The following is a 26030-nucleotide window of genomic DNA, read 5'->3' on the forward strand; positions in this document are numbered from 1 at the left end:
GCGCGACGAACGCGTCGATGACGGCTAGTGCGGTGCCTGCGGTCTGCAGCGCTCCGACCAGGGCGATGCCGCCTAGTCGACTAGCTGTTTCAGCCCAGTCAAAGAGTGCTGGTCACGATGGCCGCATGAGGCACCTGAGATGGAGCGGGCAGCGGCGCGCCGGGATCGCCGCCGGGGCACTCGGCCTGCTGGCCGCGCTGTTCCCGGCCGGTTCGGCGGCGGCCGAGCCAGCCCGGTGGGCTTTGGTGAGCGCCGACGTGTCGCCTGGAGTGACACCCGGATACAACATCAACGACAAGAGGGTGGCCGTGCTCGGCGCAAGCGACGGCAAGGTCCGGATCGCCATAGGGCGTTCGATCGTCGAGGATCTGGGACGGCCGCCGGGCGCGCCGGTAGGCAAGCTGGCGCTCACCGAGGATCAGGTGTATGCCCTCGCCCGGGACGGTTCGGTGACCCACTTCAACCGGGCCGCCGGGCGGTGGGAGACCCTTGCCGTGGGGATGATCGACCTGATGGCGAGCCGGGCGGGGGCATCCGTCATCGAGGACAATCAGCCACCGCGGTTCATCCCCGACCTGTACGTGGTCGCCGCCGCCGGAGGGGTGTGGCGGCTGCGCGGCGACCCGCAACGCGGCGGCGGCTGGGAGCTGATCGGCATGGACTCGGACGTGGATGCGCTGGTGGAGCGCGGTTACGGTTACACCACCCCGACCACACTGTTCGAGCACACGACCGGCGGCGCGGTCCGGCAGTGGAGCGGGACCGGCACGACCTGGCTCACGATCGGCAGCTCTTTCTCGTTCATCTCCGCCGACGAGATCAACCTGATCGCGACCGACGCGGCGGGCAAGGCGCAGCTCTACAACGACAGGCCCGGCAGCTGGGGGATGCTACCGAGACCGGCCGCCGCGGTGCTGCCGTACGCACCGGGCGGTCGCGCGATCGCCGCCGACAACAAGACGTACTACCTGACCAGCACGGGCGACATCTTCGCGATTCGTTACGTCCACTGGGGGAGTGTGTCCATCGCTGGGTGGGCGCACCTGGCGGCCGGCCCGGTGGTAGCGCTGTCCCCGCATTTCCCGGCGGACTACGGCACGGACGACGGCACGGTGGCGGCGGCAGTGCGCGCGGACGGCACCCTCACCGAGCTGAACTGGCCAACGATCCAGGTGGCGTCCGCCTTCTCCCCCGCACCCGTCTACCCGCCCGACCCCGTCTTCCCGCCCGACGCGGAAACCGGCGGCATCTACCAGTACACCGATACGCACGCGGTGGACTGGAGCGGACGGCTCCGCGTCCTGGTCGAGACCGGGAGCCTGCCACCCGGCATCACCGCCGGGACCACCTCGCAGGGCGAACTGATGCTCTCCGGTCGCCCGACGGTGACCGGGGTCTTCGTGGCCACCCTCCTGCTGTACGACGACACAGGCGCCGTGTTCAGCGTTTACGTCACGCTCCGGGTGGTGGACGGCCCCGGCCCGGTCTTCACCAGCAAGCACTGGGTCAACCCCACCAGCTCGCTGACGTTGGTGAACTGCCTGCCCGACCGCGCTTTCATGGCCGTGTGGACGCGCGAGTTCCCCTCCGACGGCAGCTATCCCGACTGGGAAAATCACGGCTTGGCAGCGTCCCGCTCGGGCCTGCCCGGGTGTACCGCCACATCCTCCGCTGCCATCACCTACACGCCGCCACCGGACCACACGGTCGAGGTGGTCGGTCTCGACACCGGAGCCCCCAACTGCGCCGGCCGCAACGATCCGGACGTGGCCGGCTGCGTGCTGTTCCACCGTCAGATCACCGGCGCGGCCGGTCTGGCGCCCGAGGTGGTGACGCTCATCGGCTGATCGTCGGCCAGCCGGCCCGTGGCGGGCCGGCTGGATGCCGGTGGCGGAGCGTTCCGGGGACCATCGTCTGGTGAGTGGCCTGTTGTGGGACGACGTGAAGCAATGGTTCGACCCGGTTGAGAACGGTAATGCTCCGGACGTGATCGTGGCGGACACGACGTTGGTTCATTGGCATCTCCTCCTTGACCTGATCCGGTCGAGCGGATGGTTGTGCCAGTACGAGCGTGGTGACCGGGAAACCGCTGTTCCGGAATTCGCGGCGGATCTCTTTTCGGCCGACAACCGTGAACAGATGACGCCGCTGACGGTATGGCCCGATGCTGACCTGGAATGGATAATCCGGTCGTGGGCAGTAGAGGAGATCCTCAGCGACGTGAACCTCCACCAGATCCAGTGCCAGGAACGACTCGACCCGTTCTGCCGGCTATTGCGGACGGTGGGTGATGCGCTGCGGAAGGACGTCTTCGTGCACTGCGAAGGCGACAACACCTACCCGCCGATGATGACCTATGACGCGGCAGCAGATCGGGTCACCTTCCTCGCCGGCCCTTGGTGAGGCCATCGACCGATCGCACGTTCGCGGGCCGCCCGCAGGCAAATCTGCGACGTGCTGGCGCACGGAGCGTGACTAATGCGCGAAGAGCCACACCCGGTCAGCGGCATAGCGGGCGTTGTCGTCGGCGAACCCGCTATCCGAGTTCGTACGTGAAGCGATCGGCCCGGCCGAAGGCAACATCCTGCTCGCTGGCCTTCTGGAGGACCCGTTCTATCCGGTTGAACGACGGCGAGCCCATCGCCGCCCGACTGGCCTCGGAGGCCGCCCAATGAAGGTGGACAGACCGTTCGACGTCGGTACTCAGCCGGTCCCACAACGCGTCCAGGTTCGCCCCGTAATAGGGCCCGAAGTCGAGCAGCCTCGCCAACTCTCGGTGCAGGTCGACCTCGGACTTCACCCGGTTGCCATCGAGGACTACGTGCACCCGGCCATGCTACCGGCCACACCGCGAAATGCCCCCTGAGCGTGCGCGCTATCGGCGGCAAATCCGAGCGCCGCTGCGGATGCGCGGATGGCGTGGAGATTGCCTAGGTTTGTCTGAGAGGCCGGTTCGGTGGCGCGCTGCCATTGGCGTCCGCTCCCCTTGGTTGTTCAGTGTGGCGGGGGCGGCTGGACCGGCCGGTTGGTAACCATGTCAGCCCCAGTCGTAGTCGCCGCACAGCCCGGCGGGGATCCGGGTGGTGAGCCGCATGGTCGGCGGGTCGAAGCGGACGTCGATGGGCCCGTGGTCCGTGGCCACCGTGACGTGGCCTGCTCCGATCGGCGGGACGGCGCGGAAGATGGCCTGCCGCGAGTAGAGACAGCCGGCGTACACGGGCTTGAACCGTAGCCCGGACCAGCGTTCCACCACCACGTCCCAGACCCACTCGTCGATACCGGCGGACCGGCGCGACACCCGGACCTCGTATCGACCCCCGACACTGTGGCCCACCGCGACGAGCGTGTGATCGTGTACCGCCACTTCGCACCGGTTGCTGCAGGTGAGGTTCTGGAGGACGCGCCGGCCGAGAGCTGGACGGAGGCCGAGGCCTGGCTCGAGTCACGACGCCAAGAGGTCGTCCAGGCGCTGACGGCAGCCTGGGGCCCAGCCCGCCGCCACACGTTCGACGCCGCCTTCGAACGAATCATCGCTGGTCAAGAGGTCAGCTCGGTGGTTGAGGATCTCACTCCGTTCGCGAGCGACCATCACGCCGACACATGGCGTCGTGCCGGCCGAACAGTTTGCCTGGTCCGTGACGTCTCCGGGTGGACGCCGCTCGAAAAGCGGCGGATCAACGGAGGGCCCAGCACGTCGACTCACTGTCGGTTACCACCGGCGTCCGCAGCCGCGCTCCAGTCGCGGCAGATGAGGATGCGGAGCGCATGTTCCGGTGTATCCCGGCGCATCCCACGCCGTGGAGAGTGGATAGCGCACACCGGCCGGCTCTGGACCAATGAGTCGCCGTCCACCGCAGAGCCGGGCCATTTTCTGCGCCTGCGTTGGCTCGGGCGAAACGCGATGACGCTTCTCCCGCCACAGGCCGGCGACGGGTCCACGGAATGCGAGGCAATGAAGTCATTTGACAGTTGAGTTCGGCGCGGACGGTGCGCGAGGTTGGTTGACGCAGAAGCCCTGACACCGAAGGAGCACGAGATGTCCGAGGAGAGCTCGATGCAGGCGGCCGTCCTGCACAAATTCGGCGACCGTCCGCAGGTGACGCGAGTGGCCCGGCCGGTCGCCGGGCCGGGCGAGGTCCTGGTACGGGTGGCGGCCAGCGGCGTCAACCCGCTGGACGCCAAGATCCGGGCGGGGGCGGCCGGGCATGCCGGTGTCCAGGTGCCGGCGATCCTGGGTATCGACCTGAGCGGCACGGTCGCCGCCGTCGGTGACGGCGTACGGAGCTTCGCTGTCGGTGCGTCTGTGTTCGGGATGACCGGCGGCGTCGGTGATGTGCCGGGCTCCCTCGCCGAGTACGCGGCGGTTGACGCCCGCCTGCTCGCCGTCGCGCCCGCGGCCTGGTCGCCCCGGCAGGCGGCCGCCGTCCCGCTCGCCGCGATCACCGCCTGGGAGGGGCTGGTCGACCGGGCCGCTGTAGGCGACGGCGACCTGGTGCTGGTCCAGGGTGGGGCGGGCGGCGTCGGCCACATCGCGGTGCAGATCGCGGCGGCCCGCGGCGCCCGGGTCTTCGCGACCGGCTCGGTCACCGACCGGGAGCTGATCGCCTCGCTCGGCGCGACTTTCATCGACTACCGCGCCGAGCCGCCCGAGCATTACCTCCGCGACCATACCGGCGGCGAGGGCTTCGACGTCGTCCTCGACACGATCGGCGGCAGCGTCCTGGACGCCAGCTTCACCGTGGTCCGCCGCTACACCGGCCGGGTCGTCAGCATCCTCGGCTGGGGCACGCACAGCCTCGCGCCGCTGTCCTTCCGTGGCGCGTCCTACTCGGGCGTCTTCACGCTGCTGCCGCTGCTCACCGGCGAGGGCCGCGATCACCACGGCGAGGTCCTGCGGGCGATCGCGGCCTTGGCCGACGAGGGGCGGCTCACCCCGGTGCTGGACGAGCGGACGTTCACCCTCGCCACCCTGGATGGCGCCCACGACCTGGTCGAAACCGGCGGCGGCCGCGGCAAGGTCGTCGTCGACGTCCACTGAGAAGGGCGGCCGCCCCCGCACCGGCCGCCGTCAGGCGACCGGCGCCGGCCGCCGGGCGGGGACCCGGCCGGCGGTCAGCGCCAGCAGCGCGACCGCGATCATCCAGGCGAAAGCCGGATAGTCGGCCACCCGTTCCAGACCGCCGTTGCCCAGCCCGAGGGTCAACGCCAAGTTCCCGCTCGCCTGCGCCGCCGTCGACAGGAACGCCGCCCCCAGCGAGATCACCGCGACCACCACCCCGAGCCCTCGCACCGGCGGCCGGTCCCGCAGCGCCAGGCTCAGCAGCAGAATCGCCACCGCCCCGACCGGCACGTTGGCCGCGCCGAGCAAGTGCAGGCCGGCGTTCACGTTCTCGGGCGCCAGCCCGACCAGGATCTTCAGGACCCCGGAGACGGCCAGCAGCCACCGGCCCCAGGTCCGCAGCCGGCCCGCCGGGAACAGCCCCATCAGGGCCAGGCCGCCGATCAGGAACAACACACCGTTGAGGACGAACGAGACGTTCATGAGGTCGTGCCGCGGCGAGCAGACGTACTCGGGCGCCGACTGCGAGATCGCGAACTGCCCGCAGCCGGTGTTGCCGAGGTCGCTGATCCAGTTTCGCGACCAGCTGTACGGGGTTGTCCAGGCCGCGGCGACCACGATCTGGACGAGGAAGAACTGCACGGTGTCGGCCAGGAGGAGCAAAGCCCCCCAGCGCTCACGTGTCCGCATGGCTGTGCCTTTCCGGTCGAGGGCGGACGGCGTCGGCGTCGTCGGCCTGGGTGAGGGTGTTCTCCGCCCGCTCGATGGCGGGACCGATCAGCAACGCCAGCGACCGCACCGCGATGCTGCCGACGAGCGCGGTGATCAGCGCGAGCAGGGCCACCACCAGTACGGACCTGCCGGGTGGGTCGACGGCGCGGACCCACATCAGCGCGTCGGCCACGACGGCGGCGGCCGGGAAGGTGAACGACCAGAAACCGAGCGAGAACGGCAGCGCCCGGTACCGCGGCAGTAGAGCGAACTGAACCAGGGTCAGCATGACGGCCAGACCGGCCAGACCGGCGGCGACCGGATCCGGTCGTACGCCCTGCAGCTCGAACCAGGCGAGACCGGCGACCGCGGGCGGGGCGGCCAGGATCGCCATCGTCGGGGCGAGCGGAGCCTGCAGCGCCGGCCGGATCGTCAGCCGCAGCACCAGCAGCGTCATCATGATCGCCCAGAAGAAGCCGCCGACCGCGAACAACGCCCAGGCCAGGCCGGAGTAGCCGATCCGGGCAGCGGCGTCCGCGCCGACCAACCCGGCCGCCACCGTCGGCAGCAGGTAGCCGCCGTGCACGGCCTCCAGCCGGAGTCCGCCCTCGAACCAGGTGGCGATCAGCCAGGCACCGAACACCGCGGCGGCGACGTTCGCCGCGGCGACCACGACCCGGGCGGCCGGCAACGCGTACCCGGCCAGGTCGGCGCCCAGCAGCATCGCGGTGACCGGCACGAGAGCAGCGATCGGCCCCTGCGCGGGATGGCGCAACTGCAGACGCAGCGGCAGGCCGGTGCGGGCGCCCCGGCGCAGGTGCGCCACGATCAGCCCGAGCCAGGCGACGGCCGCGATCGCCCACCAGACCTGAGCGACCGCCCGGGGCCAGTGCAGGGCGTTGCCGGCCGCGCCCCAGGCCTCGGCCAGGCCGGCCAGGCCGAACGGGATGGCCAGCGTGTTCAGCGGGATGCGGGCGGCGGGCTCAGGCGCAGTCATGACCGGCCTCGGCCGTGATCGTCCGCTGCGCGCGGCGGGTCGCGGCCCGGATCGCCAGCACGCCCACCACCACGCCGAGGACCGCGCTGAGCGCGACGACCGCCGGCGGCAGGCGCAGGTCGATCGCCGACACGATGGCGAAGCCGTCGAACAGCGAGATCAGCACGAACCCGAGGTGGGCGAGGAAGCGGACGGGCCAGTCCGGTGGCCGGGTGCCGAGCGCGCGGGCCGCGCCGTACGTCCGCACCAGCAGATAGCAGGCGAGCAGCGCGAGTCCGGTGAAGGCCAGGCGCTTGGCGGTGGGCAGCCCGGACCAGTCGGTGAGGATGACGGCGATCAGGGCGGCGACGGCGGCGACCGCCGCGACGGCGAAGGTCGTGAACCGGGCCGGGCGGGGGCCGGCGGGCAGCCGCACGATCATGGTGCAGCCGGCGACGAAGCAGATCACCGCGGCCAGCGCGTGCGCGGCGATCAGGACGTTGTGCGTGGTCATGCCACACCTCCGGGGACGAGCGCGATGTCCGGTCCGGGCGGGTCCGCCGCTGCTTCGGCCGACCGCGATGGATAGCCGACGGACAGCAGCGCAATCAGACCCATCGCCACCGCCATCGCCACGAACGCGGCCGGCACCGCGTCCGCGTAACTGGTTGCCGTGCCGAGCCGCCGGCTGACCAGCGACGTGAAGACGGCCAGGCCGAGGGCGCCGCCGAGGTTGCGGGCGGACTGCGAGAGCGCGGTCACCTCACCGTACGAGGCTCCGATCGCCCGGTTGACCGCGGCGGTGCTCATCGCGCTGAACATGACGCCCACCCCGGCCCCGGCAAGCGCGATCGGCGCCGCCTGCGGATTGACGAAGGCGTGTGCATCGAAATCCGGGTGTGGCGCGGCGGCCGCGAGCCAGCCGAAACCGGCGACGCCCAGCACGCCGCCGATCAGCAGCACCGGCCGCCCGCCGGCCCGGTCGAACAGCCGCGAGCCGATCTGCGCGGCGATCACGAAGCCGAGGAAGAACTTCAGGAACAGCAGCCCGGTGTCCATCGCCGACAGCCGCAACGATGACTGCCCGTACACGCTGAGGAAGAAGAAGGTGGAGACGAACGGCGCCGACGCGATCAAGGTGGCCGCGAGCGCGATCCCCAGCCGGCGGTCGCCGAACGCCGACAACCGGACCAGCGGATCCCGTGCTCGTCGTTCGAGCGTGACGAAGACGACCAGCAGCCCGCCGCCGAGGCCGAGGACCGCCCAGGTCAGCGTCGACGCCCAGCCCCACGCCGCCGACTGCTGCAGGCCGAGCACGCCCGCGGCCAGGCCGCCGCCGACGATTGCCGCGCCCGGCCAGTCGATCCGCGCCGGCCGCCGGGCCGACGCCGGGGCGGCGATCGCGACCAGGACGAAACCGGCCAGCGCGATCGGCAGGTTGACCCAGAAGATCGCTCGCCAGGTCCACTCGGTCAGGTAGCCGCCGGCGATCGGGCCGGTCGCGGTCATCGCACCGGTGATGCCGAAGAACAACGCCATCGCGCGGCCGCGGTGGGCGGCCGGGAACGCTTGGACGACGATGCCGACGGCGGCCGGGAACATCAGCGCCCCGGCGGCGCCCTGGGCCGCCCGTGCCGTGATCAGCCACGGCGCCGCCTCGACGCCGGCCGGCGCCAGGCCGCAGAGCAGCGACGTCGCGGCGAACGCGGCGATGCCGGCCAGCACCGCCCGGCGGTGCCCGTAGACGTCGGCCAGGCGGCCGCCGAGCGGCAGCAGCGCGGCGGTGGCGAGCAGATAGGCGTTGACGGCCCACTGGACGGCGTCCGGCGGGATACCGAGATCCCGTTGGATAGTGGGCGCGGTGAGCGCGACGATCGTCTGGTCGATCGTCGTCATCGACACCGCGCAGATGAGCCCCGCGAGGGTCAGTGCGTGCCTTGGCATGAGCGAAGCTTCGACGCATCGCCGAGGGCTGAGCATCAGTGAGATGACTTAACGGCGGTCCGAACGCCCAGGTATTACGTCGATCGTCTGATGTCAGGAAGCGCCCCCGAGCACAGGATCACCCTTGCCACCGGGCGGAACGCCCGGTCACTGGACGTCGATGGGGGCAGCACGATGACGGTCACTGAGCCGCGCCTGGACGGTCAACGCGAAATGGTGGACGTCGAGCGGCGGGCGATGCGCAAGATCCGGCGGGCTTTCCTGCCGATCATCGCGATGTGCCTGTTCATGCTCTACGTCGACCGGCTCAACATCTCGGTCGCGGCACTGCCGATGGACAAGCAGCTCGGCGTCTCGCTGACCACGTACGGCCTGATCGCGGGCGCATTCTTCTGGACGTACGCCCGGGCGAGGTGCCCAGCAACTACCTCGTACAGCGTCTGGGTGTGCGGCTCTGGGTCTCCCGGATCATCGTCTCCTGGGGCGTGGTCACCATGCTGACCGCGCTCGCCCAGGGCGTCCGTCCCGCGTGCGCGTCCTCGATCGGGTGCTGACGCGGCTACGCGACCGGGGCGACGTGTGGCGGGCGCGCAAGGAGGAGATCGCCCGCTGGACGCTCGACCGTCCCGGCGAAGCGAGCTGGGTCGATCGGGCGTCCGCACCGATCATCGGACTGCCCGGCCGCAGCGTATGACCTCGGGAGGGGGACCGCTGCCGACGAGGTCGCGGGAACGGCCGGTCCGTGGCCTCGCCCCCGACGTGGTCGCCGCGACCTATCCGGCCGTCTGGATCTACTTCGCCGGCCCGCTGCTCGGCGCCGCCGTCGCCGCCGCGACCGTGCGATGGGCCGGGCGCTCGCCGCTGACCGGCAAGCTGTGCCACGACCCGGCCGTCGTGTGCCACATGCGCTGCCCGCTCCCGCACTCGTCAGCGATGGCGGACGACTTATCCGGGGTCGGATCGCAGCGCGTCCCGTAGCGCGGCCCGGCTGGTCACACCAAGCTTGGGGAACGCCCGGTAAAGGTGAGCGCGGACGGTGTGCTGCGACAGCAGCAGCCGATCGGCGATCTGCTTGTTGGACAGGCCGGACGCGGCGAGGGTGGCGATCTGCCGCTCCTGATTGGTGAGGGCGTCGTCGCGCCGGTGCGCTCCGGCCACCCGCAGTTCGCTGTCCGCCCGGGCGGCCCACGGCCTGGCCCCGAGCCTACCGAACTCCTCGCGGGCAGCGGTGAGGTGGACGCGGGCGTCCGTGGTGGCCCGGTCGCGGCGCAGCCGTTCGCCGTACATGAGGCGTACCCGGGCATAGTCGAAGGGCCACCGATCGGCGTCGGGGATCGCCAGCGCCCGCGCGAACTCGCCGGCCGCCCCTTCCTCGGCGGTCACAGCGGACCCGGCGGCGGCGTAAAGCGCGTACCGCGGGGAGATCGTCGCGATCTTCGCCTCCCGCATCGCGGCCACATGCGCGGCCGCCTGGGTCGCGCGCCCGCTGCGGACGGCCGCCTCCACCAGATCCAGGGGAGTCCACAACGCGTACGCGACGTGCGGCGCGAACATTCCGGCCGGGCTGATGGCGGCCAGCTGCCGGTACGCCTCGTCGAAGTCACCGCCGGCCAGCGCGGCCAGCCCGCGCACGTGCCGGCCGAAGACCTCCACGCCGCGGACCAGCCGCGGCGCCGCCCAGCGCGTCATGTCGTCGGCCAACGAGTGTGCCGTGCCGGTGTCGCCGCGCGCGGCGGCGATCCAGCCCAGCACGAGCCGCAGCGGCCACGCCATCAAGTCGTACCCGTGGGCTTGGCACAGCCGCAGGCCCTCCTCGGCGGAGGCGCCAGCTGCATCCCACCGGCCGGCGAAGTAGTCGTCCACCGACTCGTACAGCAGCGCGTTGACGCCGGTGCCGACGGCGCCGCCGGACCGGGCGGCGGTCGTGATCCGCCGCAGCGGTTCCCGGCAGGCTCCGATCCGATCGAGGTACACCCCGGAGCGGATGATCTGGTCGGCTCGGATCAGGTCGGTCTCCCGGGGCAGCCGCCGGATCTCGGCGTCCAGCGCAGGCAGGACCTGCCCCGCGGCACGCACCGGATCGCCGACCGCGAGCGTCTGCAGCAGCAACGGTGCCGGCTTGCGCGGTTCGAGCCGGGCGAGCGCGGTCAGATAGATCGCCCACAGGTCCTCGCGCATCGCCCACTGGCAGACCTGAAGCATCTGCCACAGCGCCGCCACGACGATATGGTCGTCGGCGCGCAGCGGACCGTCGTACGCCTCGAGGCCGCCGGCGAGCAACCGATGCGCGGTCACGATGTCGCCGTCGCCGTTGAGCAGGATCACCGCCGCCGCGACCGCAGCCTGCAGGGAACCGGCACGGCCCGGGTCGGCCCGGTGGGCGTCGGCGAGCAGCCGCGGCGCCTGATCGATGGCCCCGTTGATGTCGGCGCCGACCAACGCCGCCTCGGCCATCCGGCGGCTGCGGGCCGGCGCGTCCTCCCTGAGATCCGCCGCGCGCAGCAGCGCGGCCACTGCGCCTACGCCGTCGCCGCGGCGCAGCGTCACCCGCGCGGCCTCCTCGAGCAGCACGGCGATCCGTTCGTCCGGTTCGGTCGCCGCCTCGGCCAGATGCCAGGCCCGCCGCACCGGCTCGCCGGTCAGCTGCCCGGCGAGCGCTCGATGTGCCGCGCGACGTTCATCGCTGGTGGACATCTCGACCACCGCGGACCGGGTCAGCGGATGCCGGAAGGCGAGGCGGCCGGTCTCTTCGTCGATCTCGATCAGGCGGGCCCGCTCGGCCGGGCCGAGATCCTCGATCTCGCGCAGCCGGGGCGCCGCGGCCTGCAGCACGTCAAGCCGGCCCGTGGTGTCCAGCGCGGCGAGTAGCAGCAACTGCCGGGTCGGCGCGGGCAGGTCGACGACCCGCGCGGCGAAAAGCTGCTGCAAGCGCCGGTTCAACGGGAGGCGGTCCACAGCCGGCTCGGCCGGCAGCGCCCCGGCGAGTTCGTGCAACGCCAGCGGATTGCCCTGGGCCGCGGCGATGATCCGGCCCCGCGTCTCGGCCGGCAGATCGGGGTAGCCGTGCGCGAGAAGCCGGGCGGCGTCCGGCTCGTCGAGCGGCTCGATCGGCCGGGTGAGGATGCCGGTACGCTCGAAGAACGTCTCCTCGTCGGTACGCGCGGCCGCGAGCAGCGCCACCCGGCTCCCGGTCAGCCGGCGGGCGACGAAGCCGAGCACCACGGCGCTGGCCCGGTCCAGCCAGGGCAGATCGTCGACCAGCAGCAGCACGGGGCGTTCGCGGGCGGTGTCCCGTAGGAGGCTGAGCACGGCGGTGGACACGACGAACCGGTCAGGTTGCGGTCCCTGTTCCAGGCCGAGTGCCACGCCGAGCGCCAGCCGATCCGCTGCGGTCTGGCTGCTCAGGGCGCTGTGCAGGGGTAGCAACAGCTGGTTGAGCGCGGCGAAGCTGATCTCGGCCTCGAACTGCGCGCCGCTCGCCCGCAGCACGGTGGCCTCGACGCCGGCGGCGACCGCTTCGATCAGCGCGGTCTTGCCGATTCCGGGATCGCCGGTGACCAGCAGTGCGCCGCCGCCGCCGGCGAAGGCTCGCTCGAGAAAGCCGGTGAGGTCCGCGGTCTCGCGGGTCCGGCCGATCAGCACGGTCAACCGGGGAGCCCGTCCGTCGGGGGGATGACGTCCCGCAGCGCCGCGCGGGTGGTCACCCCGAGCTTCGGGAAGATGCGGTACAGGTGCGAGCCGACCGTACGCGGCGACAAGAACAGCCGCTGGCCGATCTGCTTGTTGGTGAGCCCTGCGGCGGCCAGGACCGCGATCTGCTCCTCCTGCGCGGAGAGCGGCTGCCGTTCGACGCCGGCCGTGGCCTGCCCGGTGGCGCGCAACGCTTCCGTCGCACGCGTCGCCCAGGGCGCGGCACCGAGCTGCCGGAAGGCCTCTGCGGCCGCGGCCAGGTGGCGGCGGGCGCCCGCGGTGTCGCGCAGCTGGCGCAGCCGTTCGCCGGCCAGCAGCCGGACCCGGGCGAGGTCGAACGGCCACCGGTCGACGTCGGGAATGCTCAGCGCCCGGGCGAACGCAGCCGCCGCGTCGTCGTCCGGGGCGACGAGGGCGTGCCCGGCCGCGCACAGCAGGGCCAGCCGGTTCGAGATGCGGTCGACGCGCGCCGCGTCGAGGGCGGCGAGATGGGCCACTGCCTTGGCCCGCCGTCCGGTGCGCACGGCGGCCTCGATCAGATCGAGTGGCACCCACAGCGCGTAGGCGACGTGCGACGCCAGCTCGCCGGGTGGGCTGATCGCCGCGGCCTGCCGGTAGGCCTCGGCGAAGTCGGACCGGCCGAGCGCGGCCACCGTGCGTACGTGCCGGGCGGCGATCTCGCCCTGATCCATCCCGCGGGGACGGGCCCACCCCAGGATCTCGCCGACCAGTTCCTCGGTGTCATCCTCGCCACGCAGCGCGGCCAGCAGAGCCCGCCGGTGCAGCAGCACCCAGGCCTGCAGCGGGGCGTCCCCGGCCCGGCACAGCTCGGCGCCATCGTCGGCGAGCCGGGCGGCCTCGTCCCACCGGCCGGCGAGGATGTGATCGAGAGCCAGGTGGGCAAGGGCGGTCGCGGCCGGGGTCAACGCGCCGCCGCTGCGGCTCTCGGCCTGCACCCGCCGCAGCGCGGCCCGGCAGCCCGCCAGCCGGTCGGTGTAGATGCAGGCCGAGGCGATCGTGAGCACCCGTACCAGGTCTGTCTCGGCGCCCAGGCCGGCGACCGCGGCGTCCAGGTCGGCCAGCACGGCCGGGGTCACCCGGGCCGGGTCGGCATAGGTGCGAGCCAGCAGGAGCAAATCGTCGGAGACCTCGCCGGCCCAATGCTCGATCGCCGCGTAGAACGGCGTCCACATCTCCGTTCGACCGCCGAACCAGCAGACCAGCAGCAGCGCGGAGAGCGCCTGCTGCAGGGCGTCGTCGGCCGGGCGGCCGGCGCGGGCGCGCGACTCGATCAGGCCGACCAGCACCCGATGCGCGATCTGCGCCGTGCCGTCGCCGGTCAGCACCAGGAACGCCGAGGCGACCGCGGCCCACATGGCGGCGCTTGACAACGGATCCGCCGGTGCCGTCCGGTCCCGCAGGTACACCGCCGGATCGCCGCCACCAGCGATCCCGGCGCTCACGTAGGCCGCGCGCATCATCCGCCGGTCCCGTCCGGCCGGGTCGGGGCTGAGATCGGCGGCGCGCACGAAGGCGGCCACCGCGCCCGCGGCGTCCCCGCGCCGCATGACCTGGTGTGCGACCTGCTCGAGCAGGACGGCGGCCAGTTCGTCCGGGCCGGCGGCAGCCTCGGCCAGGTGCCACGCCCGCCGCTCGGGCTGGCCGGTCAGGTGTGCGGCGAGGTCACGGTGGGCCCGGCGCCGCTGGTCGGCCGACGACATCCGCACGACCGCCGCCTGGCCCAGGGGATGCAGGAACCGCAGTCGGGCGTTGCCGGCCGACACCTCGATCAGCCGGGCCTGCTCCGCCGCGCTGAGCACGTCGAGGCGGGGCGGCCCAGCCGCGGCTCGCAGCAGGCGTAGGTCGCCGGTGCCGTCCAGGGCCGCCAGCAGCAGCAGGCGCCGGGTCTCGTCGGGCAGATCGCGCACCCGGTCCGCGAAGAGGTCGGCGAGCCGGGTCGCTCCCCTCGTCCCGGCCGACCGGTCGGCGGCCAGCTCGTGCAGGGCCAGCGGGTTGCCGCGGGCGGCCGCGAGCACCCACCGGCGAGTCTCGGCTCCCAGAGCGGGGTAGGCGGTGCGCAACAGCGCCACCGCCGGTGCGTCGGTCAGCGGCCGGAGCTCCCGGCTCGGGATCCCGGCCCCCTCGAACGAGCCGGTCCGCGCCGTGGCCAACAGCGCGACCTGGCTCTCGGCCAGCCGCCGGGCGACGAAGCCGAGCACCATGCCGCTGGCCCGGTCGAACCAGGGCAGGTCGTCGACGACCAGCAGCAACGGACGGTCCTGCGCGGCCCGCCGCAGCAGGGACAGCACGGCCGTGGAGACCAGCAGCCGACCGACGCCCACATCCGCCGTCGGCTCGAACAGCGCGGTCAGCCCGGCCCGGGCCGGGGCGGGCAACTCGCCGACCAGGCCGCCCAGCGGCAACAGCAACTGATGGAGATCGGCGAAGCTGACTTCGGCCTGATACTGGCTACCGGCTCCGCGAATCACTGTCACGTCAGGCCGGTCGGCTGCTGTCCCGCGGACCACCTCGTCGAGCAGGGCGGTCTTACCCACGCCCGGCTCGCCGGTGATCAGCAGAGCGCCGCCGTCATGGAGCGCGTCATCCCGGAAAGCGGCAACCGCGGCAAGGTCTACCTCCCGCCCGAAAAGCCCACCCACCGCACCACCTCGGCCCGTCCCCCTTCGCCCCTGAGCAGGGATGCTACGCCCGTGGACAGAACGCCGGGACCGGCGGCCGGGCGGTGATCTCCTCCGCCGTGAGCTTTCCTAGCCGCATCGGCCGTGCGGATCCATGTGCCACAGGAATCGCTCTACCGATCGACATGCGTGGGGAGACCCCAAGTCGGCGCAACTCCCGGCGCCCAAGCTAGCAGCGTCGCGAGGCCGGGCGGCGGTGACGTGATCGCCGCAACGCGGGGGGGTCGACGACGTGAGGTTTGGCCGCTCGTTCTCAACGCGCGGCGCCGGAGCGCACCCTGCGGATCGATGGTCTTCGGTTACGGCTGTCGCAGGTTGCGCGCTACCTCGGTCAACCGTTCGGTGAGAAAAGCGCGCTCGATCTCGTTGTCGGTGAGAGTCAGCGCCTCCTCGTAGGCCGCCATGGCCTGTGGCCAGTTCTCCAGCCGGCGCAGGAAGTCGGCCCGAGCGGCGCTGAGATATCCGTAGGTGGCCAGGGCCGGATCGGCCAGCAACGGACTCAGCGCATCGAGTCCGGCCCCGGGCCCGTCACGCATCCCGATCGCGACGGCGCGATTGAGCTCGACCACGGGCGAGGGCCACAGCCGGAGCAGGACGTCATAGATGCTGACGATCTCGGTCCAGTCGGTGTCCGACCAGCTCGGCGCCTCGGCGTGCAGGGCAGCGATCGCGGCCTGAAGGGCATACCGGCTCGGTGGCCGCCGCAGCAGGGCCTCGGTCAGCAACGACCGGCCCTCGGCGATGAGCTGCCGGTCCCACCGCGAGCGGTCCTGTTCGGACAACAGCGCCATACGCCCGTCCGCGGTCATCCGGGTCTCCTGACGTGACGCTATGAGCAGCAGCAGAGCCAGCAGGGCACTGGTCTCCCCGTTGGTCGGCATGATCAGATGCAGCATTCGGGCGAGCCTGATCGCGCTGTCGGTCAGGTCACGGCGCACCAGGTCGGTGCCGAGCGGCGCGGTGTGGCCGGTGGTGAAGATGAGATGGACGACCTCGAGGACCGCCGTGACCCGCTCCTCGAGCTGATCCGGGCCGGGCACCCGGTAGGGGATGCGGGCCGCGGCGATCTTCTTCTTGGCCCGGGTGATCCGGGCCGCCATGGTGGCGGGCGGTACCAGGAAGGCCCGCGCCACCTCAGGCGTGGACAGGCCGCAGACCAGGCGAAGCGTCAGCGCCACCCGCGCTTCGATCGACAGCGCGGGGTGGGTGCAGGTGAAGATGAGCCGGAGCCGGTCGTCGTTCAGGGCGTCCTCGGGTCCCTGCACCGTCTCGTCCGCGACCAGCAGGGGCATCTTCCGACGGAACACCGACTCGCGGCGCAGCACGTCGCGGGCCCGGTTGCGGGCAATGCTGGTGAGCCACGCGCCCGGCCGCTCCGGGACGCCGCTCTCCCCCCAGGTCTCCAAGGCCTGCGCATACGCATCCTGGGCGCACTCCTCGGCCAGGTCGAGATCCCGGGTGAGCTGGGCGGTGGCGCCGAGCACCTTGGCCCATTCGCGGCGATGGGCCTCGGTCACCGCCGCGACGACCTCGTCCCTCGTATCGCTCACCCGCGGTCGACCACCGGACGGATCTCCAGGCCGCTGTGCATGTAGTTCAGCTCGGGCAGCAGCCTCGCCAGCCTCATGACCTCATCCAGATCGGCCGCTTCGAGCAGGTAGTAGCCGCCGAGCCCCTCCTTGGTCTCCAGGAACGGGCCGTCGGTGATGTGGATCTTACCGAGCGCGTCCGCCCGCAGCGAGGTAGCAGTGGGCGCGGACTCGAGCTGCCGGCCGTCGAGGACCCGGGAGCCGGCCTCAGCGTGGAAAGCCGCGTGGCCGGCGTCGTGCGCCCGCCACTGCTCATCGGTCATCGCATCCCACTGCTCGGCGTCGCCGTAGATGAGGATCATGTACTTGGCCATGTCTCCAACCCCTCGGGTGCCGGCCCCCTCCATGGCGGCCTCTACCCTACGACGTGTCAGGCACGCCCCGGATCGACAGCCGGGCAAGACAATTGGAACGCGTAACGGAGCTCCGCCGACCACCGCGCACGCTCCGCGGCGGATCCGTGCACCTCCGCCGGCCAAACTAGCAGTCAGGAGCGGTCGGCGTCCGCGAAAGTATAGATAAGCTCGATATCGCTTCCCCAGCCTTCCAATACGTCGCCGTGACCGGTGCACCGGGCCAACTCTTCGACCGCCGGAAAGAGGCGCAACGACGCGTTGTGGACGTGGTCCGGCATGAGCTCTGTGTTCCAGCGGCCGGGAAGCGAAGTTCTCCAGCTCCCAGCGCAGGTATTTGTTGTAGGGACGAAGTCTCCCGTACATCGCGAACACGGTCTCCAGCAGCCAGGGCAGGCTCTCCGCCTCGTCGAGCAACGCAGCGTCGGCGAACCCGTCCCGACGGCTCTTGACGCAGCGGTAGAGCTGGTTGACATAGGCGTCCAATTTGGTGCGTGCGTGCCGGGCCGCTGTTGGCGGTGTCGAGTTGGGCGGATGCGGCGGCGGCCCATGGTGAAAGGTTGTTCGCCGTCGGCGACAACCACGCCGGGTGTCTGTATCCGGCGGCCGCGTCGGCGGCGCCGCTGCTGGCGCGGATTGTCCGGGAACGACATTACGCTCCGTCAACGTCGACGCCAGGTTCACCACACTCGGCGCGGCGAGATGCGGATGGTCGGCTTTGTCTGCCGGTAGCCTGCCCTGTGTGACACTCTCCGCTGACGAGGTGACCGCGGCGGTCAACGCGTGGCTGTGGTTCCCGCCGGACGCTCAAGTTGTCGATACGGCCGACCTACTCCTCATCAACTGGCCCGACTACTTCAAGAAGGATCCGTCGTTGATGCGGTTCACTCCGACCGGGGAGATCGAAACCGCCTTCAACTCCGCTGCGGAGACAGCCCGGTCCTGGGGTTTCCGATTCCTCGTCTCCTGGGTCAGGCTGGACGCGCCCGATGGCTTCGAGGACCTGCTGCGCCATCGTGGTGTGCTCGACGAGACGCTCGACATCTTTGCCCTCGAACTCGGCGCGGGCCGGCTGTCCGTCGACTTCGGTGACTTTGAGATCCGATGGCGGAACGATCTCGAGTCCAGCCGAGATTTCGAGGCGGTCGGCATCGCGGCCTTCGCGGAAGGGTCGCTCCCCGATGACGCGACGCTCACCCGGCTCGGCACCGAAGCGCAGGCGGACTACCGGGCCGGGCGAGGCGGTCACGTTCTCGTGTACGACGGTGACCGAGCCATCGGCGCTGCCGGACTGACCATGGCGGGAACCGTGGCCAGGCTCTGGGGAGGTGGGGTGATTCCCGAAGCGCGTGGCCGGGGTGCGTACCGAGCAATGGTGGCGGCCAGACTCAAATACGCGGTGGAGCGCGGCGCGACCGTGGCCGTCGTCAAGGGCCGGATCGAAACCAGTGGTCCCATTCTCCGACGTCTCGGATTCGAGGTCTACGGCCAGGAGCGCTCATACCTCGTGAAAGTTTGACCGCGCCCATTCATCGGAGTGGCCGAGCGTGCTTTTCTGGCTTGAAGGATCCGGCCTTGATCGGCCGGCCGTCGCCGGGCAGCGGTTCGGCGCCGCTGCCCTCGACGACCGGCTGAGAGAAGCCGTCGCGGTAGCCGAACACGTTCCAGCCGGTGGCCCCGAAGTCCTGGTGCGAGAGCAGCCGGACGGCGGCCAGTCCGCGGAGTTGTTGTTCGCAGCCGGCCATCTCGGCCCGCCAGTCGTGCCAGGTCTGGCCTATACGCGTCGTGAGCGTCCGGGCCAGGATCAACCGAGCCATACCAGCCGTTGCTATGCGCCGCGGTGTGCGCCCAAGGGATCTGTCCAGCCGGCGGGTCATTGGATACGGTCGTGCTGACTGCTTGCGACTCCTCGCAGGGGTGAGCTGATGGTGCGGTCCATGGTCGATGATCCGGACGATCTCCGACGGTCGGCCGCCGAGCAGGCGGCGCTGCGGCGGGTGGCGACCCTGGTCGCGAGCGGCGCCGCCGCGGCCGAGGTGTTCGAGGCGCTGGTGACCGAGGTCGGGCTGTTGATGCCGGCGACCGACGCGGCGCTCGTGCGGCTGCACGGCGACGAGACCGTCACGGTGATCGGCCGCTGGAACGAGTCCGGCGGATACCGGAGCATCGGGGTCAGTCATCCGTTCGGCACCGGCACGCTGGCCCGGCTGATCTGGGACTCCCGCCGCCCGAGCCGGGTCAGCACCTACGCGGAGACGTCGGGATCGCTGGCCGACCTGATCCGGGGCTGGGGCTGGCGGTCGTCGGTCGGTGCCCCGGTCGTCGTGAACGCCGAGGTCTGGGGCCTCACCGCCGTCGGTTCGACCAGCGGCGAGGTGCATCCGCCCGGCACGGAACGGCAGCTGGCGGCGTTCACCGAGCTGCTGGCGATCGCGATCGCCAACGCCCAGAGCCGGGCGGAACTCGAGCAACTCGTCGCCGAGCAGGCCGCGCTCCGGCGGGTGGCCGAGCTCGTGGCCCATGCCGCTCCGCCGGACGAGGTGCTCGAGGCGGTCGTCACCGAGGCAGCTGGCTCGGTCGGCGTCGGCTTCACCACGTTGCTGCGGTTCGAGCCGGACGGTTCGACGGAGGTCGCCGCCGTGCACGACGCGCCGGAGGGCGTGGCGGTGGGCATGCGGGCCCCGGCCGCCGGTGACGGTGCCACCCAGCGTGTCTGGCGGACCGGGCGAACGGCCCGCGTCGACTCGCTGCCCGACATGTCCGGGGCGTGGCCGCGGCTGGCCGCGAGCCGGGGTTTCCGCTCCAGCGCGGCCGCACCCGTCCTGGCTGACGATCGGCTGTGGGGCGCCCTGGTCGCGGCCGGACGCGGCGCGCTGCCGCCGGACATCGAGGAGAACCTCTCCCGCTTCGCGGAGCTGGCCGGCACGGCGATCGCGAGCGCGCAGGCGCGGGCCGACGTCCAGGCGCTCGCCGAGGAACAAACGGCGCTGCTGCGCGTCGCCGAACTGGTCGCCCGAGGTGGCCCGGCCGACGAGGTGTTCGCGGCCGTAGCCGCTGAGGCACGACAGCTGCTCGAGGGCTACCCGATGACTCTCGTCCGGTTCGAGGAGGACGCGGCGCTGACCGTGATCAGCCGCAGCGGCGGCCCCGCCCCGCCGGGGACGCGGATCGACTACGAGCCGGACACCCTGCCCGACCGCGTCCGGCGCACGGCGGGAGCGGTACGCGTGGACGACTACCCGAGCGAGCCGGACGCGGCCCTCGCCCGCCAGTTCGGCCTCGCCGCCGCGGTCGCCGCGCCGATCGCCGTGGAGAGCACCGTCTGGGGCATGCTCACCGCCACCTCGGCCGAGGGCCCGCTGACGCACGGCGTCGAGGACCGGCTGCAGCGGTTCGCCAATCTGGTGGGCACCGCGGTAGGCAACGCGACCAGCCGGGCCCAGCTCGTCGCCTCCCGGGCCCGGGTCCTGTCGACGGCCGACGAGACGCGTCGCCGGCTCCAGCGCGACGTCCACGACGGCGCCCAGCAACGGCTCGTCCACACCGTCATCGCCCTCCAACTGGCCCGGCAGTCACTGGCCGATGGAGACGTGCCGACCGGCATCGACCGGGTCGAGGAGGCCCTCAAACACGCGCGGAGGGCCACCGCCGAGCTCCGGGAACTCGTCAGCGGGATCCTCCCGGCCGCGTTGACCCGCAGTGGACTGCGCGGCGGCGTGGAATCGCTCCTCATCGACCTGCCGCTGCCGGTCGACGCCGATATCGACGTGCCGCGCCTGGCCGTGGAGGTGGAGACCACCGCGTACTTCGTGGTCGCCGAGGCGCTCACCAACGTCGTCAAACACGCCCGGGCGGCCCGCGCGTGGGTGGTCGTCACGCTCGACGACGGCACCCTGGCGATCGAGGTCGGCGACGACGGCGTGGGCGGCGCCCGCACCGGGCACGGGTCCGGCCTGACCGGCTTGCTCGACCGCGTCGAGGCACGGGGTGGTCAGCTGCAGGTCAGCAGCCCGACGGGCGCCGGAACGACGATCCGGGCGACTCTTCCCGCCGGCGGCTGATCCGGCCCGGTCCTCGCCGGCGCTCGTCCGCGCGCAGATAGGTCAGGTACGACGATCGAGGCGACGCTGCCGGATTACCTTCTACTTCGGGTCAGATAGGGGCAACGCGACCCGAATCGCTGTTCCGTGACCGGGAGCGCTGTTCAACGTCAGGGTGCCGTCCATAGCGTCGACGCGATCGGACAACCCGGTCAGGCCCGAGCCGCGAGGATCGGCACCCCCGATCCCGTCGTCGGTGACTTCGACGACCAGCTTCTCGCCAACGCCCGCGACCTTTACCTGCGCCCGTCTGGCACGGGCATGCTTGGCGATATTGGTCAACGCCTCGGCGACCACGAAGTACGCAGTGACCTCGACGTCACGAGGCAACCGTTCCCGCGGATGAGCGCTTATTTCCAGGTCGACCGGTATCGCAGCCCCGGCGACCAGCGAGTCGATCCCGGCCTGCAGGCCGCCCCGGGCCAGTGCCACCGGAAGGATTCCGTGCACGATGTCGCGCAACTCGACTGTCGCGCGTTCGGCGTTCTCCAGTGCTTCCCGCAGGAGATCCACGGCGGTCTCACCGCGCTCGATCGCGTCCAGGCCAAGTCTCAACGACAGTACGGTCTGGACGAGCCGTTGCTGTGCGCCGTCGTGCACGTCACGTTGCAGCCGTTGCCGGACCTCGTTGGCGGTGGCCACCACCCTTGCCCGGGAAGCCCGCAGTTTCGCCTTGTTCTCGGCGTTCGCGATCGCGGCCGCCGCCAGCTTGGCGAACTCGGCCAATTGCTCTTCGGCGTCGGCCGGTGGTTCACCCTGCGTCGTCGTGGAGAGCCCGCCCCACAGCTGTCCTTCGACGAAAATGGGCACGGCCACCGACACCCCCACGTTCAGCATCGCGCGGGGGCCGGCCGAGTCGCCGTCGGCGCGGCTGCGGAATCCCACCGGCACTGAGCTGCGGCAGGTGGCGACCACGGTGCAGTAGGTGCCGTCGTACCGGAACAGATCGGCCGCCAGCTCACCGAGGAGGTTCGACGCTTCCGTCGCGACGGCGTCGAATACTTCGTCAAGCGCCGCGCCCGCGGCGACCAGCTCGGCGACCCGGCGCAAGGCGGCCTGCCGCGCGGCGAACTGCTCCAGTTCGGCGTGCGCTTCGACGTTGGCGAGAGCGGAGGCGACCAGTTCGGCGAACTTGCCGAGACGGTCCTCGGTGTCGGCGGGCAGGCGTCGTCCCTCGTTCAGGGTGCCCAGGGCACCCCACAGGCGGCCGTTGACGATGATGGGGACCGACACGCTGGATCCGACTCCGAAGTCGCGCCGGGAGTATGTCCGGTCGGGAAACTGGTCGTAGTTGTCCAGGCGTGCGGGCTTGAGCGTGCGCATCATCTCGTCGAGGGTTCCGGCGTCGCCGATCGGGACCGTGACCCTGGTACCGACCGGGGCGGGACCGCTGCGGGTGGCGAGTACGGTGAATGTCCGGTTGCCGTCGTAGCGGACCAGGGTGGTCGGTTCGTCGTGGATCAGGCTTGCCGCCTCGGTCGCGACCGCTTCGAAGATCTCCGCTTCTCCGGCGCGATGCGCCACCAGCGCCGCGACCCGCAGCAGGGCGGCTTGCTCGGCGGCGAGACCGAGGTAGCTTTCGCGCGCCGCGGCGCTGACCACGGCCGCCGCGACGATTTCCGCGAACAGTGCCAGGCGTTCCTCGGTGCCGGCGGGTAGGGGATCGCTTCGGGAGCTGACGCTCAACGCGCCCCAGAGCCGCCCGTCCACGGTCACCGGTACGGCGACGATCGCCCGGATGCCAAGCCGGGCAGCCAGCGTCGGCGCGGCGACATCGGCGTAGTCGTCGACGCGCTCGGCGCGGCTCGACTGCCATATCCGCGCCGCGATCCCGTCGCCGGTCAGGTGCTGCCGCGCACCGACGGGGACGTGACCGCCGGTCTGCGCTACGACGACGGAATCCGAACCGCCGCCCTCGAATCTCGTCAACGCGACGAGCGCATCGTTCAGCAGGGCAGAAATTTCGGCGGTGACCGCTTCGAACACGGTCAGCGGCGGTACACCGGCGGCGGCGATCGAGGTGACCCGCCTCAGTGCCGCTTGACTGTCCGCGAGCCGGCGTGTGCCGGTGGTGGCCGACCTCAGGAGCCGCCCGTATCTGCTGATGGCAGCGGTGTACCGGTTCATCGTGCGCGGGTGTCCGCGCGAAGGTAGGTCAGGACGGCTTGAACACGCCGGTGTTCACTGTCGATGGGGGCGATGCGGAGCTTCCGGAAGATCGCCGTTACGTGCTTCTCGACGGACGCGTGGCTGATCAGCAGGCTTTCCGCCACGCCGGTGTTCGACAGCCCTTCGGCCATGGCGGCGAGAACGGCCAGTTCGCGGGCGGTCAACAGCTGTAGAGGGCCGTCCTTGGTGCGGCGTCCCAGCATGCGGATGACGACCTCGGGGTCCAGGGCGCTGCCACCGGCCGCGACGCGGGTGACGGCATCGACGAACGTCGTTACGTCCCCGACTCTTTCCTTGAGCAGGTATCCGATACCCTCGGGTCGCTCACCGACCAGGTCGGTCACGTAGGCGGGCTCGCAGAACTGCGACAGGATCAGCACGCCGACCTGTGGCAGGCGGCGGCGAAGCTCCATCGCGGCACGCAAGCCGTCGTCCTCCTGCCGGGGCGGCATCCGCACGTCGGTGACAACGACGTCGGGCCGGTAAGCGAGCGCGCGTTGCAGCAGGTCGTCGGCGTCGCCGGAGCGCACGACGACCTCGAGTCCGGCGTCGGTGAGAATGCGGGCGACGCCCTCGCGAAGGAGAACGTCGTCCTCTCCGATGGCCACGCGGAGCGGGCGGCCTGCGTCATGGCTCGTCATCGGTCCGGTCCTCGATGAGTCGTTGCAGGGCGGGGCTCAGCAACTCGTCCTTGGGGAAGAATCCGATCGCTCCGGCGCGTTCGGCTGCGGCGTTGTTCGCCGGGTCGGCGTCGGAGGAGAAGATGACGATGCGCATCGCCCACGGCTTGACGCGGAGTTGCCGGGTGAGGTCGAAACCGTCGCCATCCGGCAGGCCCACGTCGACCAATACGACAGCCGGACGCCACGTATCGACGTAGTCGAGGGCTTCCGCGACGGAGCCGGCCTCCCCGATCGCCGCGTGCCCCCAGCTGCGGAGGATACGGACGACGAGTCCTCGGACGGACGCGTCGTCGTCCACGACGAGCAGCGGGCCCAGCATCCGCTCATCCTCTCAGCGCGACACCTCTCCGGCGGTAGGGCTAACCGGAAATTGTCGCGGGCAGAGCGCCTTCGGTTGACCGGCGGATGCTGCCGGGGGGCGGCGTCCGGTTGGCGAAACGCAAAGCCAGGGAAGCCATGCCGATCGTGAGGCCGGCGCAGACGAGCCACACCGTCACGTAGCCGGCCTCGGTCGTCACTGGTTTCACCACGCCCGGCAGCCGCGTCACCGTCGCCGCCATGACCGTCGCGAAGACGGCGCTCGAGACGGCACCGCCAACGGTCCGTGCCGTGGTGAGCAGACCCGAGTGGATCGCCACCGCGTCGGCGGGAGCACAAGTCACCACATAGTCCGACAGCGCAGCCAAGACGAGACCATTGCCGATACCGACCAGCACCTGCCAGATCACGTAAACGCTCACGGTGTGATGGGCCAGCGCCGTCAAAACGTAGCCGGCCGTTCCGAGCAGCGACCCGACAACCAGGGCGCCCCGGCTCCCGACCCGTTCGGCGAGCCGAGGCGCCAACCAGGTGCCCACGACGGCGGCCAGGCCGAACACCACCAGCACCAGTCCTAGATTCCCGGCGGACAACCCCAATCCGATCCCGGTACTTGCCGGCAGACCGAGGAACAGCGCGCTGGCCGCCTGGCTGCCGAACAGCTCGGCCCCGGCGAAGAATCCGGCCAGTACCGGCAGACCGAGCCGCCCCCGCAAGATCTGCGACGTGTCGACGAAAGGCTGGGCGACGCTCTGCTCGATCGCGACCCAGCCGGCCAGTACGACGAGGCCGCCCGCGATCCCCGCGAGCGTTCGCCATGTGGTCCATCCCCACGTGCTGCCGTTGCCGACGGCGGCGAGCAGCAACAGCAAGCCGACGCTCAGCAGCGCGGCGCCGATCCCGTCGATGCGGCCTCGCGTGCGCGTGGCCGTCTCGGGAACGAGCAGCACCACGACGGGCACCACGATGATCATGAGGATGGCCGGGATCCACAGTGTTCCCGACAGGCTCACATGCTGGCGGATCTGCCCGGCCAGCAGCAGCCCGGCGCTGCCGCCGAGGGCCAGGGCGCCGACGAGCAGGCCGATCGCACGGCCGGCCCGGTCCCCGGCGCGTTCCCGGACGATGGCGAACTCCAGCGAAAGGAAGGCGAGCAGCGGCCCCTGAAGGACTCGTCCGAGCAGCAGGATGCGAAAGGAGGGGGCACCGGCTACCAGTATCGAGCCGATCGCGACGAGTGCCGTGGCGATGGTCAGCAGCCGACGGTGACCAAACAGGTCACCGAGTTTGGACATCAGCGGTACGCACACCGCGGACGAGAGAAGGAAAGCAACGTTGATCCAATTCAAGTCGGCCGCTGTCGTGTCGTATCGCTGCAGGATGCTGGGAAGCAGCGGGGAGATCCAGCCCTGGGTGAGCCCGGAAGCGAACTCGAGAACAAGCAGGAAACCGACGAAGGGTGCTATGCCGGAACTGCGGTGTGATGGTACCGGCGTGTCCCGGCCGGTTTCCCGCCGCCGCGCGAGCCGCTGTGTGCCTCGAATGATCGCCATGATGGTCACCTTCTGCGCGATGCGGTGTCACGCGAATACTGCGGTACGACCCCACCGGGCACATTCGGGTCAACCGGAAACTTCCGAGGGCCGGCCGGAAGGCGAGGCTCGCCGGACCGGCGAGCGGGAATCATCGAGTGCGCCGGATTCCGCGCGCGGGACAGCCCGCCATTTCTTCCGGCGAAC

Annotated in this window: 23 protein-coding genes; 8 read left to right on the top strand and 15 right to left on the bottom strand. The window is 71.2% G+C overall.

Features of this window, described 5'->3' with window-relative positions; genetic code table 11:
* Nucleotides 1-125 precede the first annotated feature (125 nt).
* Together IH26_RS0119855 and IH26_RS0119860 are read left to right on the top strand one after the other, a co-directional pair.
* Nucleotides 126-1847: a hypothetical protein gene (locus IH26_RS0119855; protein WP_030437713.1), complete on the top strand. Its 1722-nt coding sequence runs from the start codon at nt 126-128 to the stop codon at nt 1845-1847.
* A 70-nt stretch (nt 1848-1917) separates the two neighbouring features.
* The gene (locus tag IH26_RS0119860) at nt 1918-2403 is read left to right on the top strand and encodes a hypothetical protein (RefSeq protein ID WP_030437714.1); all 486 of its coding nucleotides are present in this window, start codon (nt 1918-1920) and stop codon (nt 2401-2403) included.
* A 133-nt stretch (nt 2404-2536) separates the two neighbouring features.
* Here IH26_RS0119860 and IH26_RS0119865 read toward each other — a convergent pair whose 3' ends face one another.
* Nucleotides 2537-2827: a barstar family protein gene (locus IH26_RS0119865; RefSeq protein ID WP_030437715.1), complete on the bottom strand. Its 291-nt coding sequence runs from the start codon at nt 2825-2827 to the stop codon at nt 2537-2539.
* Nucleotides 2828-3037: 210 nt separating this feature from the next.
* The gene (locus IH26_RS0119870; RefSeq protein ID WP_030437716.1) at nt 3038-3298 is read right to left on the bottom strand and encodes a hypothetical protein; all 261 of its coding nucleotides are present in this window, start codon (nt 3296-3298) and stop codon (nt 3038-3040) included.
* A gap of 738 nt (nt 3299-4036) precedes the next feature.
* Here IH26_RS0119870 and IH26_RS0119875 point away from each other — a divergent pair.
* The gene (locus IH26_RS0119875) at nt 4037-5038 is read left to right on the top strand and encodes a zinc-dependent alcohol dehydrogenase family protein (protein ID WP_030437717.1); all 1002 of its coding nucleotides are present in this window, start codon (nt 4037-4039) and stop codon (nt 5036-5038) included.
* A gap of 30 nt (nt 5039-5068) precedes the next feature.
* Here IH26_RS0119875 and IH26_RS0119880 read toward each other — a convergent pair whose 3' ends face one another.
* The 4 genes from IH26_RS0119880 to IH26_RS0119895 are packed head-to-tail and all read right to left on the bottom strand — an operon-like array spanning nt 5069 to nt 8690.
* Nucleotides 5069-5749: a DUF998 domain-containing protein gene (locus IH26_RS0119880; RefSeq protein WP_084598933.1), complete on the bottom strand. Its 681-nt coding sequence runs from the start codon at nt 5747-5749 to the stop codon at nt 5069-5071.
* Nucleotides 5736-6767: an SLAC1 family transporter gene (locus IH26_RS0119885; protein WP_030437719.1), complete on the bottom strand. Its 1032-nt coding sequence runs from the start codon at nt 6765-6767 to the stop codon at nt 5736-5738. The genes IH26_RS0119880 and IH26_RS0119885 overlap by 14 nt, the downstream gene beginning before the upstream one ends.
* Nucleotides 6754-7260, bottom strand: coding sequence for a hypothetical protein (locus IH26_RS0119890; RefSeq protein ID WP_030437720.1), 507 nt, complete (start codon nt 7258-7260; stop codon nt 6754-6756). Before IH26_RS0119890 ends, IH26_RS0119885 begins: the two co-directional genes overlap by 14 nt.
* The gene (locus IH26_RS0119895; protein WP_169789778.1) at nt 7257-8690 is read right to left on the bottom strand and encodes an MFS transporter; all 1434 of its coding nucleotides are present in this window, start codon (nt 8688-8690) and stop codon (nt 7257-7259) included. The genes IH26_RS0119890 and IH26_RS0119895 overlap by 4 nt, the downstream gene beginning before the upstream one ends.
* A gap of 174 nt (nt 8691-8864) precedes the next feature.
* Here IH26_RS0119895 and IH26_RS0119900 point away from each other — a divergent pair, with 174 nt between their 5' ends.
* The 3 genes from IH26_RS0119900 to IH26_RS0119910 are packed head-to-tail and all read left to right on the top strand — an operon-like array spanning nt 8865 to nt 9668.
* A complete protein-coding gene (locus IH26_RS0119900; protein WP_157437275.1) occupies nt 8865-9191 on the top strand; it encodes a hypothetical protein in 327 nt (108 codons plus the stop codon).
* A 28-nt stretch (nt 9192-9219) separates the two neighbouring features.
* Complete coding sequence (locus IH26_RS59870; RefSeq protein ID WP_157437276.1) at nt 9220-9384, top strand: hypothetical protein; 165 nt, start codon at nt 9220-9222, stop codon at nt 9382-9384.
* On the top strand, nt 9381-9668 hold the full coding sequence (locus IH26_RS0119910; protein WP_157437277.1) for an aquaporin: 288 nt from the start codon (nt 9381-9383) through the stop codon (nt 9666-9668). The genes IH26_RS59870 and IH26_RS0119910 overlap by 4 nt, the downstream gene beginning before the upstream one ends.
* Here IH26_RS0119910 and IH26_RS0119915 read toward each other — a convergent pair.
* The 4 genes from IH26_RS0119915 to IH26_RS0119930 form a co-directional block, all read right to left on the bottom strand.
* On the bottom strand, nt 9636-12332 hold the full coding sequence (locus tag IH26_RS0119915) for an ATP-binding protein (RefSeq protein ID WP_245665322.1): 2697 nt from the start codon (nt 12330-12332) through the stop codon (nt 9636-9638). The genes IH26_RS0119910 and IH26_RS0119915 overlap by 33 nt on opposite strands.
* A 2-nt stretch (nt 12333-12334) precedes the next feature.
* Nucleotides 12335-15040: a helix-turn-helix transcriptional regulator gene (locus tag IH26_RS0119920; RefSeq protein ID WP_030437725.1), complete on the bottom strand. Its 2706-nt coding sequence runs from the start codon at nt 15038-15040 to the stop codon at nt 12335-12337.
* A 338-nt stretch (nt 15041-15378) separates the two neighbouring features.
* Complete coding sequence (locus IH26_RS0119925) at nt 15379-16563, bottom strand: RNA polymerase sigma factor (RefSeq protein WP_211268708.1); 1185 nt, start codon at nt 16561-16563, stop codon at nt 15379-15381.
* 62 nt (nt 16564-16625) lie between these two features.
* Nucleotides 16626-16982, bottom strand: coding sequence for a YciI family protein (locus IH26_RS0119930; RefSeq protein ID WP_030437727.1), 357 nt, complete (start codon nt 16980-16982; stop codon nt 16626-16628).
* Between the two features lie 781 nt (nt 16983-17763).
* Between IH26_RS0119930 and IH26_RS0119940 the strand changes: the two genes are divergently transcribed.
* A complete protein-coding gene (locus IH26_RS0119940; protein WP_030437728.1) occupies nt 17764-18540 on the top strand; it encodes a GNAT family N-acetyltransferase in 777 nt (258 codons plus the stop codon).
* 10 nt (nt 18541-18550) lie between these two features.
* Here the strand turns inward: IH26_RS0119940 and IH26_RS0119945 are convergent, their stop codons facing one another.
* Nucleotides 18551-18838 (bottom strand): hypothetical protein, encoded by a 288-nt coding sequence (locus tag IH26_RS0119945; RefSeq protein ID WP_030437729.1) that lies wholly within the window; start codon nt 18836-18838, stop codon nt 18551-18553.
* 120 nt (nt 18839-18958) lie between these two features.
* Between IH26_RS0119945 and IH26_RS0119950 the strand changes: the two genes are divergently transcribed.
* Nucleotides 18959-21082 (top strand): sensor histidine kinase, encoded by a 2124-nt coding sequence (locus tag IH26_RS0119950; RefSeq protein WP_169789779.1) that lies wholly within the window; start codon nt 18959-18961, stop codon nt 21080-21082.
* A gap of 81 nt (nt 21083-21163) precedes the next feature.
* Here the strand turns inward: IH26_RS0119950 and IH26_RS0119955 are convergent, their stop codons facing one another.
* The 4 genes from IH26_RS0119955 to IH26_RS0119970 all read right to left on the bottom strand — a co-directional run bounded on the left by IH26_RS0119955 (nt 21164) and on the right by IH26_RS0119970 (nt 25844).
* Nucleotides 21164-23107 carry a sensor histidine kinase gene (locus tag IH26_RS0119955; RefSeq protein ID WP_169789780.1) on the bottom strand — a complete coding sequence of 648 codons (1944 nt, stop codon included), beginning with the start codon at nt 23105-23107 and terminating at the stop codon, nt 21164-21166.
* Between the two features lie 137 nt (nt 23108-23244).
* Entirely contained in the window at nt 23245-23931 is a 687-nt protein-coding gene (locus tag IH26_RS0119960; RefSeq protein WP_030437732.1) for a response regulator transcription factor, read from the bottom strand.
* Nucleotides 23918-24292, bottom strand: coding sequence for a response regulator (locus tag IH26_RS0119965; protein ID WP_030437733.1), 375 nt, complete (start codon nt 24290-24292; stop codon nt 23918-23920). The genes IH26_RS0119960 and IH26_RS0119965 overlap by 14 nt, the downstream gene beginning before the upstream one ends.
* 40 nt (nt 24293-24332) lie before the next feature.
* Nucleotides 24333-25844, bottom strand: a complete 1512-nt coding sequence (locus IH26_RS0119970; RefSeq protein ID WP_051808307.1) for an MFS transporter — start codon at nt 25842-25844, stop codon at nt 24333-24335.
* Nucleotides 25845-26030: the final 186 nt, after the last annotated feature.

Source organism: Actinoplanes subtropicus, assembly GCF_000721705.1.
Taxonomy (GTDB): domain Bacteria; phylum Actinomycetota; class Actinomycetes; order Mycobacteriales; family Micromonosporaceae; genus Actinoplanes; species Actinoplanes subtropicus.

Coding starts and splice junctions, on each gene's coding strand:
- IH26_RS0119890 (WP_030437720.1), bottom strand. CDS start 7,260: ATGACCACGCACAACGTCCTGATCGCCGCGCACGCGCTGGCCGCGGTG.
- IH26_RS0119875 (WP_030437717.1), top strand. CDS start 4,037: ATGTCCGAGGAGAGCTCGATGCAGGCGGCCGTCCTGCACAAATTCGGC.
- IH26_RS0119950 (WP_169789779.1), top strand. CDS start 18,959: ATGGTCGATGATCCGGACGATCTCCGACGGTCGGCCGCCGAGCAGGCG.
- IH26_RS0119965 (WP_030437733.1), bottom strand. CDS start 24,292: ATGCTGGGCCCGCTGCTCGTCGTGGACGACGACGCGTCCGTCCGAGGA.
- IH26_RS0119855 (WP_030437713.1), top strand. CDS start 126: ATGAGGCACCTGAGATGGAGCGGGCAGCGGCGCGCCGGGATCGCCGCC.
- IH26_RS0119930 (WP_030437727.1), bottom strand. CDS start 16,982: ATGGCCAAGTACATGATCCTCATCTACGGCGACGCCGAGCAGTGGGAT.
- IH26_RS0119945 (WP_030437729.1), bottom strand. CDS start 18,838: ATGGCTCGGTTGATCCTGGCCCGGACGCTCACGACGCGTATAGGCCAG.
- IH26_RS0119885 (WP_030437719.1), bottom strand. CDS start 6,767: ATGACTGCGCCTGAGCCCGCCGCCCGCATCCCGCTGAACACGCTGGCC.
- IH26_RS0119900 (WP_157437275.1), top strand. CDS start 8,865: ATGACGGTCACTGAGCCGCGCCTGGACGGTCAACGCGAAATGGTGGAC.
- IH26_RS0119960 (WP_030437732.1), bottom strand. CDS start 23,931: ATGACGAGCCATGACGCAGGCCGCCCGCTCCGCGTGGCCATCGGAGAG.
- IH26_RS0119910 (WP_157437277.1), top strand. CDS start 9,381: ATGACCTCGGGAGGGGGACCGCTGCCGACGAGGTCGCGGGAACGGCCG.
- IH26_RS0119895 (WP_169789778.1), bottom strand. CDS start 8,690: ATGCCAAGGCACGCACTGACCCTCGCGGGGCTCATCTGCGCGGTGTCG.
- IH26_RS0119880 (WP_084598933.1), bottom strand. CDS start 5,749: ATGCGGACACGTGAGCGCTGGGGGGCTTTGCTCCTCCTGGCCGACACC.
- IH26_RS0119970 (WP_051808307.1), bottom strand. CDS start 25,844: ATGGCGATCATTCGAGGCACACAGCGGCTCGCGCGGCGGCGGGAAACC.